The sequence below is a fragment of the Vibrio sp. 10N.222.52.B12 genome (assembly GCF_002875385.1).
GTDB classification, from domain to species: domain Bacteria; phylum Pseudomonadota; class Gammaproteobacteria; order Enterobacterales; family Vibrionaceae; genus Vibrio; species Vibrio jasicida.
The window spans coordinates 78,444-85,098 of sequence record NZ_MDAW01000105.1 but is presented as its reverse complement, the minus strand read 5'-3'; the positions used below and the strand labels follow the sequence as shown (position 1 = coordinate 85,098).

General features: G+C 33.3%; 6 protein-coding genes. All 6 read left to right on the top strand.

Features of this window, described 5'->3' with window-relative positions; translation table 11 throughout:
• The first annotated feature begins 124 nt into the window (after positions 1-124).
• From BCT11_RS08210 to dapB, 6 genes are read left to right on the top strand one after another with little or no spacing between them, the layout of a single operon-like run.
• Complete coding sequence (locus BCT11_RS08210; RefSeq protein WP_157939354.1) at positions 125-1,030, top strand: FAD-dependent oxidoreductase; 906 nt, start codon at positions 125-127, stop codon at positions 1,028-1,030.
• A complete protein-coding gene (locus tag BCT11_RS08205; protein WP_102387923.1) occupies positions 1,030-1,998 on the top strand; it encodes a pyridoxal-phosphate dependent enzyme in 969 nt (322 codons plus the stop codon). Before BCT11_RS08210 ends, BCT11_RS08205 begins: the two co-directional genes overlap by 1 nt.
• 18 nt (positions 1,999-2,016) lie before the next feature.
• A complete protein-coding gene (locus BCT11_RS08200) occupies positions 2,017-3,639 on the top strand; it encodes an AMP-binding protein (protein WP_102387922.1) in 1,623 nt (540 codons plus the stop codon).
• Complete coding sequence (locus tag BCT11_RS08195; protein WP_102387920.1) at positions 3,629-4,633, top strand: serine hydrolase domain-containing protein; 1,005 nt, start codon at positions 3,629-3,631, stop codon at positions 4,631-4,633. Before BCT11_RS08200 ends, BCT11_RS08195 begins: the two co-directional genes overlap by 11 nt.
• Positions 4,630-5,817 carry a sugar efflux transporter gene (locus BCT11_RS08190; RefSeq protein WP_157939352.1) on the top strand — a complete coding sequence of 396 codons (1,188 nt, stop codon included), beginning with the start codon at positions 4,630-4,632 and terminating at the stop codon, positions 5,815-5,817. The genes BCT11_RS08195 and BCT11_RS08190 overlap by 4 nt, the downstream gene beginning before the upstream one ends.
• The gene (gene dapB / locus BCT11_RS08185; RefSeq protein WP_102387916.1) at positions 5,814-6,533 is read left to right on the top strand and encodes a 4-hydroxy-tetrahydrodipicolinate reductase; all 720 of its coding nucleotides are present in this window, start codon (positions 5,814-5,816) and stop codon (positions 6,531-6,533) included. Before BCT11_RS08190 ends, dapB begins: the two co-directional genes overlap by 4 nt.
• Positions 6,534-6,655 lie beyond the last annotated feature (122 nt).

Below are 6,655 nucleotides of genomic sequence, written 5' to 3'. Positions count from 1 at the left end.
CAACCTATTTGAGTCATGACCAAAAATATCAACTAAAGAGATAATTAAAAGTTCACCTTGGTTTTTTGAGTTCTTCAGAAATAGTAGATTAAAAAGAGTTGAAAATATATCAAAGTCATTAAGATTGGTTAATGAAAATACAATTTCACTATATAAGGAAATAACTAAAGAGTTAGGGATTGAAAAAATCATAAAACAATCTGGTTATATAACTTTATATGATAAGTTAAGCGACTTTAATAATAACCAGTTAGGCTGGAAAATACGTAATAAGCGTGGAGTTAACTTTGAAAGGATAAATTCAAGCCAATTATCAGAACAATTACCAGAGTTAAGTAAAAATATTGAATGTGGTGTCATCATTAATAATGATGGATATTGCTCAAATCTACCACTACTATGTGAAAGCTTGTTTGAATTGTTTAAGGTTAATGGTGGTCTATTTATTTCTTCCAAGGCTTCTCTTATTGATAATAATGGATCTATTTCCGTATCTACAAATCATGGTGAATTGAATCCTGAAGCTGTCATTATAACAAGTGGCTACAAATCCAAAGATATATTAAAAAAGATAGGAATATCGGTACCTATCATTGGAGAGCGAGGTTACCACTTACATTTTAAAAACTGTAACATCAAACCAAAATTCAACATCATTCATAACGAAAGCAAAACGTGTATTACACCAATGGATAGTGGATTAAGAGTCGCTGGAATTGCAGAATTCAAAGGATCAAATAGTTCTCCAGATTTTAAAATGAGTTACGAATACTTACACAGTACAATTACTAAAATATTTCCAAACATAAAATATAGTGAAGTTTTGGAATGGAGTGGATTTAGGCCCTCAACACCAGACAGCTTACCAATAATCTCTTCATTAAATAAGAAGAATAGTCTTTATATTAACTCAGGGCATGGTCATACAGGTCTAGCTGGAGCACCTATGTCAGCCAAGATATTGGCAGATATTGTAAGTGATGAAATGAAACATGAATATAAACCATTTTCTATTGAGAGGTTTCAGTGATGGAATGCAAAAACACCTTAACTAAAATTATTGGTAATAATCCGATTGTAAAAATAAACACCTTAAAAGGTAAAAATGACAAGTCTGCAATATATTGTAAACTCGAAGGATTTAACCCTGGTGGCAGCATAAAAGATCGGACTGCAATTGGACTAATTCGATGGGCGGAAGAACACAAATCGCTAGAAAAAGGTGGCATTATTGTTGAGGCAAGCTCAGGAAACCTAGGCGTTGCTCTTGCAATGCTAAGTGCAAATATGGGTTATAACTTTGTCTGTGTTGTAGATCCAAAAGCTTCAAAACAAAATATCTTAGCAATGAAAGCATATGGAGCTAGAGTTATTGTTTCAACAGAAAAAGATAAGAATGGTTCTTATCAAATTCCAAGAATCAAAAGAGCTAAAATGATAGCTACCGAACTGAATGGGATTTATTTAGATCAGTATTCAAATGGGCATTTAATAGATTATCACCACACAATCACAGGTTATGAAATTTACAAAAACATCGTACAATCCATACCTTGTATTAATGTATTAGTTGGATGCGTAAGTACTGGTAGTCATCTATCTGGTATATCCTTGGCTATTAAAGAACAGATTAAATATTTGAAGACCATCGGAGTAGAGCCAATAGGTTCTGTTATCTTCGGAGGTCATCCGGCTCCATTTCTACAAAATGGTACAGGCTTATCGTTTAAGCCTGGAAACTATATAGATGAAGCAATTGACGTTAAGAAAAAAGTGTCTGATATAGATGCTTTTAATATGGTTAGGACGCTAGCAAAAGACGAAGGTATATTATTAGGCGGATCATCTGGCAGCGCAGTTCATTCTGCTCATGAATTTATAAAAGAGTCTGATGATGAACAGCATATTTTGGTTATTTGCCCAGATCTAGGGCATAAATATTTGGATACCATTTATAATGACGAATGGTTTCATGATAAATTTTCAACAGTAATTTGAGGTGAAAGACATATATCGATGAATAATTTCACTGACAAAATACTATGTAAAAATTTCAAGATTCATACAAAATCAAACACATTTGATAGTCATTACGTTAAAAAGATTGTAAATAGATATGCTCGTATATTAAAAGATGATAAGTATCATACTATAGGAATATTTGGTAACCATTCAATTGGTGCTTTTATCTCTATTCTAGCATCATTAAAGGTTGGCAAACCGTTCTTCACTTTGTATGAAAATGACAATCACGAAGTAAATGAGAAAAAAGTTGACGCGTTAGATAATGTTTTAATTATTAATGTTTCTGAAAAGTACGATGAAGTTTATTTTACTACTGCAAAAAATGTAATAAATTTCGACCTTAGAGATGATAATACATTATTTTTTGAATCTACCTATCCTTCCCAACCGTATGATTTTATATTTTTTACATCTGGTTCAACAGGACAACCAAAAGGCGTTTTAGGTCAAATTAAAACGGTAAGTCATTTCTTAGATAATATTAGTATAACTGTCCCTAACCTAAAAGATTTCACATCTTACCCAATGGTAGGATTCACTTTTGATGCAATTCTTCGATCATATTTCATAACAATTATAAACAAAGGAAATCTATTTTTAGGTGGGTTAGATGACTGTATATATAGCATTAAAAACGACGAACGAATATTGAGCGCTTATGTAAATACAACGCCATTGATTTTTAACAAGCTACTAACTAGTCTTCATACTAGCGAGGCTAATGTAAAGACACTTGGTTTATTGCTGGGTGGTGAATGCCCTAGTAAGGTTAATTATAATTTAGTGAACTGGAAATATATTTCTAGCATACATAGCATTTATGGTGCAACAGAAATGACGTTGGGCAAATCCGTAAGAGAAATAACATATGAAAATACAAGTCAACAAGGAGTGATAGGGAAGCCTCTTTCTGATGTAAATCTATATATAGATGACAACAAAGAAATAGTAATTGAAAGTCGCTACGGCAGTATGGGTTATTTGATTAGTACTCAAAATTCAAACAAGTTTTCTTTTTTGCCAAATGGATATGTTCGCTATCGAACAGGTGATATAGGAAAAGAAGAGGACGGTGTCATATCTATTGTTGGACGATTAACTAGCTCATTTAAGTACAAAGGCAAGATGATAAATATTGAATATCTAGAAAATAATCTGTCTGTAGAATTTGGTAATAATTTCATGTGCTATAGTGATAATGGAGAGCTACTAATTATATATGAAGGTTTCGGGCTATCCATTAAAATTATCAATGACTACTTGAGAAAACTAGATATACCTTCAACTGGAAGAATATATTCTATTGATAAATTTAGAGTTACAAACACAGGAAAAATAGATAGACAATCGACTATCAATCACGTTGATCGAGGAACTCATTCCCCAGTTATAGATGACAATTTTCTTCAACCTCTTCTATCCGAACTAGAAACTATATGGAATAGAAAAATATCCGACTCTAACTTAAAACCTGTTGATATTGGCATTGATTCACTAGACCTTGTTATGTATTCAGATTTTCTTAACAAGCATCAAATCACATTTGACGATAGTAAGCTTGCGCTTACTCCTATTAAAGAAGTATTAAAAGGTAGTATAATTCATGAGTTGTAATTTGTTCTTGGATAGACTCGTCGAATCCAAACTTGTTAATGAGTATTGCTTGGAGTTTTTTAATGGTTCAAGCATCTACGCTGCCAATCGCACAATAGATATGTCAAAGCAGTTCTATGCGGGATCTATATCTAAATGGATTTCCTCTCTGATCATTGCTCAATTTATGAAAGAAGGTCTCATTTCTATTAACGAACCTGTATCTAACTACATACCTACTTTTAAAAATATTGGCAATAACCGAATTACTATCAAGCACTTACTGACACACACTTCAGGTCTAGATGCTGATAATGGTGCAAATGGAGAATTCTACCCTCAAAGACAAGCCAAACCCATAAGTAAACGCACTTTTGACTATGACGTTGTTATGGGCAGCCTACAATTTACGCCAGGCAGTCAATGGTCATATTCGAGTCTAGGTTATATTGTATTAGGAAAAATTATTAGCCATATAGGTAAGAAGGACTATAAAACTATAGCTAATGATTATGTCCTTGAACCTTTGGGACTCTCTGAAACTATGTACGTAGATTCTGAACTTCAATTGAAAGCAAACTTATATATAAAAGAGTTTGAACGAAGATTAATTTCCAACTACATGAGCAATGACGTGCTAGATTATTTTTTAGCGTCAGGTGGATTAATTACATCAACTAATGACCTAAGAAAAATAGCTAGATATTTTCTAGGCCTTGATGTTTCTAGAATACCTGCTTCTCTAGTTAGCCTGTTTAAAACGCCCCTCGTAACAGGTGTTAGTGGTTATGATTGGAACGCTTATCACCAATCAATAACATTTGGTTTAGGGACTAACATTGGAAAACGTCAATCTACTGGTAATTTAACTATAGGGCAAGAATCTTCGGCAAGATCCTTTATATATATTGACTTTACATACAATAAATACCTAGTAGGAGTCCTGCCATTTGTTGGTTCAGACAATGGCCATAATATTGAAAAGTTAATTAATACATGCTGGCTATCCAAATGAAACAAAAAGAATCAAACTCCGTTATAAATATATTATTGCATACGTCACTGTTTTCACTGAGTTCGACGTTTTTTGCTCCTGTCATATCTATTTATCTTGCAGAGGAATTAAGCGTATCTCCATTTTTAATCGGATTTTATTTTTTCTTATCGATGATATCATCAACTGTTATCAGTCAATACCTAGCACATCGTAGTGACAAGAACCTTTCAAGAAAAACTATTATTCAGTTCAGCTCACTAATAGCTAGCACTGGATGTATATTGTTTGCAATGAGTGAATCTTACTTTTCAATTTTACTTTTTGGAGCGATATTTGTTTCGGTATCCAGCGCAGCGGTTCCACAATTATTTGCGATTATGAGGGAGCTGAATCAACATGAATCGACAGCAATAACACTATCCTTACAAAGAGCTGTAATATCTATTTCCTGGGTTATTGGCCCGGCAATTTCTTTTACTTTATTAAACCATTTAGGGTATAAATGGGTATTTGTCATTTCGGCAATTTTATATTTTATATCTTTCTTACTATCATTTTCTATACAAAAAAAGGAATCGCCATGTAATACGAAAACCATAAAGTTAAAGTCTCTATTTATCACTTCCCGAAGAGTCAGCTCTTTGGCCGTTGCATTTATTCTATTATATGCTGCTGTTAATATGTACACTATTACACTGCCACTTTACATCGTACAAACATTAAGTCTTGATATAGCATTCGTAGGTTTATTGATGGGATTTGCTGCTTTACTTGAAGTTCCATTGATTATTTTTTCTGGATATGCTGTCAAAAAATTCAATGGTGAAATATTACTAATTGTCGGTATGATATTAGGACTGGTTTTTTATATTATTTTACCTCATTTAGAATCTAAAACCTCCTTGATTGTTTTTCAATTTTTCAATGCGTCTCTTATTGGAGTTACATCATCTGTCGGCCTGATAATCTTCCAAAATTTACTGCCTCAAAATGTAGGTACTGCTTCAGCTTTGTACAATAACGCTATTCGTGTGGGGATGGGGTTTGGTGCTATTCTAACAGGTGTTGTTATTAATTTTTATGGAAATACCGGTGTTTTATATGCTTGTGGTGTACTAACAGTTTCAGCTATATTTATACTGTTAATTCCTTACAAGAGAAAAATATATGTTCAATTAAGAAATTATTATGGTGATTTATGATTCGTGTTTTGATTAATGGTTATACTGGACGAATGGGTATAATCACGAAAAAGGCACTGCTCAAAGAGAATGGATTTGAGTTAGTTAAATGTACAAACAGTCAACATGACCTGCGTGCTGAAATCATTAGGCATCAACCTGATGTTGTAATTGATTTTTCACTAGCTTCGTTGGGTTATAAGAATACTAAAATTATACTTGAATGTGGTTCAAGGCCAGTAATTGGAACTAGCGGCTTTACTCAAGCCCAAGTCGACGAGCTCTTAGTACTTTCAAAAGAAAAAGCTTTAGGAGGATTGATTGCTCCTAATTTCTCTCTTGGTGCTGTACTAATGATGATTTATTCAGCAAAGATTGCAAAATACTTTCCTAATGTTGAAATAGTCGAAGCACACAGTATTCAGAAGGAAGATAGCCCATCAGGAACCGCTATTCGAACTGCAGAGTTGATATCATCTGTAATTCATGATGTTGGTTCAAAGCAGACCAAGATTAAATTGTCTCAAGATGTTAACGTTCATGGCATAAAAATTCATTCTATTCGTATGGATGGCTTCATAGCAAAACAAAGCGTTCTGTTTGGTTCAAAAGGGGAAGTATTAAAATTAACACATTCCACTTCAGATAGAGAATCTTTTATGGCAGGGGTGATATTAAGTTGCAAAGAAGTTCTTAAGAGAAAGCAGCTTTACTATGGCCTTGAGAATTTTCTCTAAGTCGACAGATAATAAAGTTTGTATGCGCCCCATCAATTCACCGAGCGCATACCACAGAGAAAAGCTAATTATTGTTTCTGACCAGAAAAGTATGAATATGAAATTTTTGGTTGGAAATGGCT

Excerpts from the sequence above, each read along its gene's own strand:
- BCT11_RS08205 (WP_102387923.1), top strand. The coding sequence starts at position 1,030 with ATGGAATGCAAAAACACCTTAACTAAAATTATTGGTAATAATCCGATT.
- BCT11_RS08200 (WP_102387922.1), top strand. The coding sequence starts at position 2,017 with ATGAATAATTTCACTGACAAAATACTATGTAAAAATTTCAAGATTCAT.
- BCT11_RS08195 (WP_102387920.1), top strand. The coding sequence starts at position 3,629 with ATGAGTTGTAATTTGTTCTTGGATAGACTCGTCGAATCCAAACTTGTT.
- BCT11_RS08190 (WP_157939352.1), top strand. The coding sequence starts at position 4,630 with ATGAAACAAAAAGAATCAAACTCCGTTATAAATATATTATTGCATACG.
- dapB (WP_102387916.1), top strand. The coding sequence starts at position 5,814 with ATGATTCGTGTTTTGATTAATGGTTATACTGGACGAATGGGTATAATC.